Source organism: Mesorhizobium sp. M00.F.Ca.ET.216.01.1.1, assembly GCF_004010325.2.
GTDB lineage: Bacteria > Pseudomonadota > Alphaproteobacteria > Rhizobiales > Rhizobiaceae > Mesorhizobium.
On sequence record NZ_SADR02000661.1, the window covers coordinates 1 to 278 of the forward strand.

Sequence of the window (278 nt, forward strand, 5' to 3'; positions counted from 1 at the left end):
CGTTTCCGCGTGCGCCTGGGCAACTGGCGCGACGAGCCGGTCGGCCCGCATCAGCAGGCCATGTAACAGGTCTCGTTCGCGACCGGGATTTTTGCAACGCTCGTTCCATGGCTGATGCTGAACCACGGCGGCTTGAGCATCCGCATCCACCCCAACACCACCAACCCCAAGTGCGACCATCTGATCGACCCGATCTGGATCGGGCGGGCGTTGGTGGTGAACGGGGAGATCCTTGGCGAGGAGGATGAGGCGGAAGAGGCGCTGGAGGTGAATACGGA

General features: G+C 63.3%; 1 pseudogene. It reads left to right on the forward strand.

Features of this window, described 5'->3' with window-relative positions:
• Positions 1–78: 78 nt before the first annotated feature.
• Positions 79–278, forward strand: a pseudogene (locus tag EN859_RS37835) (DOPA 4,5-dioxygenase family protein); the annotation flags it as partial.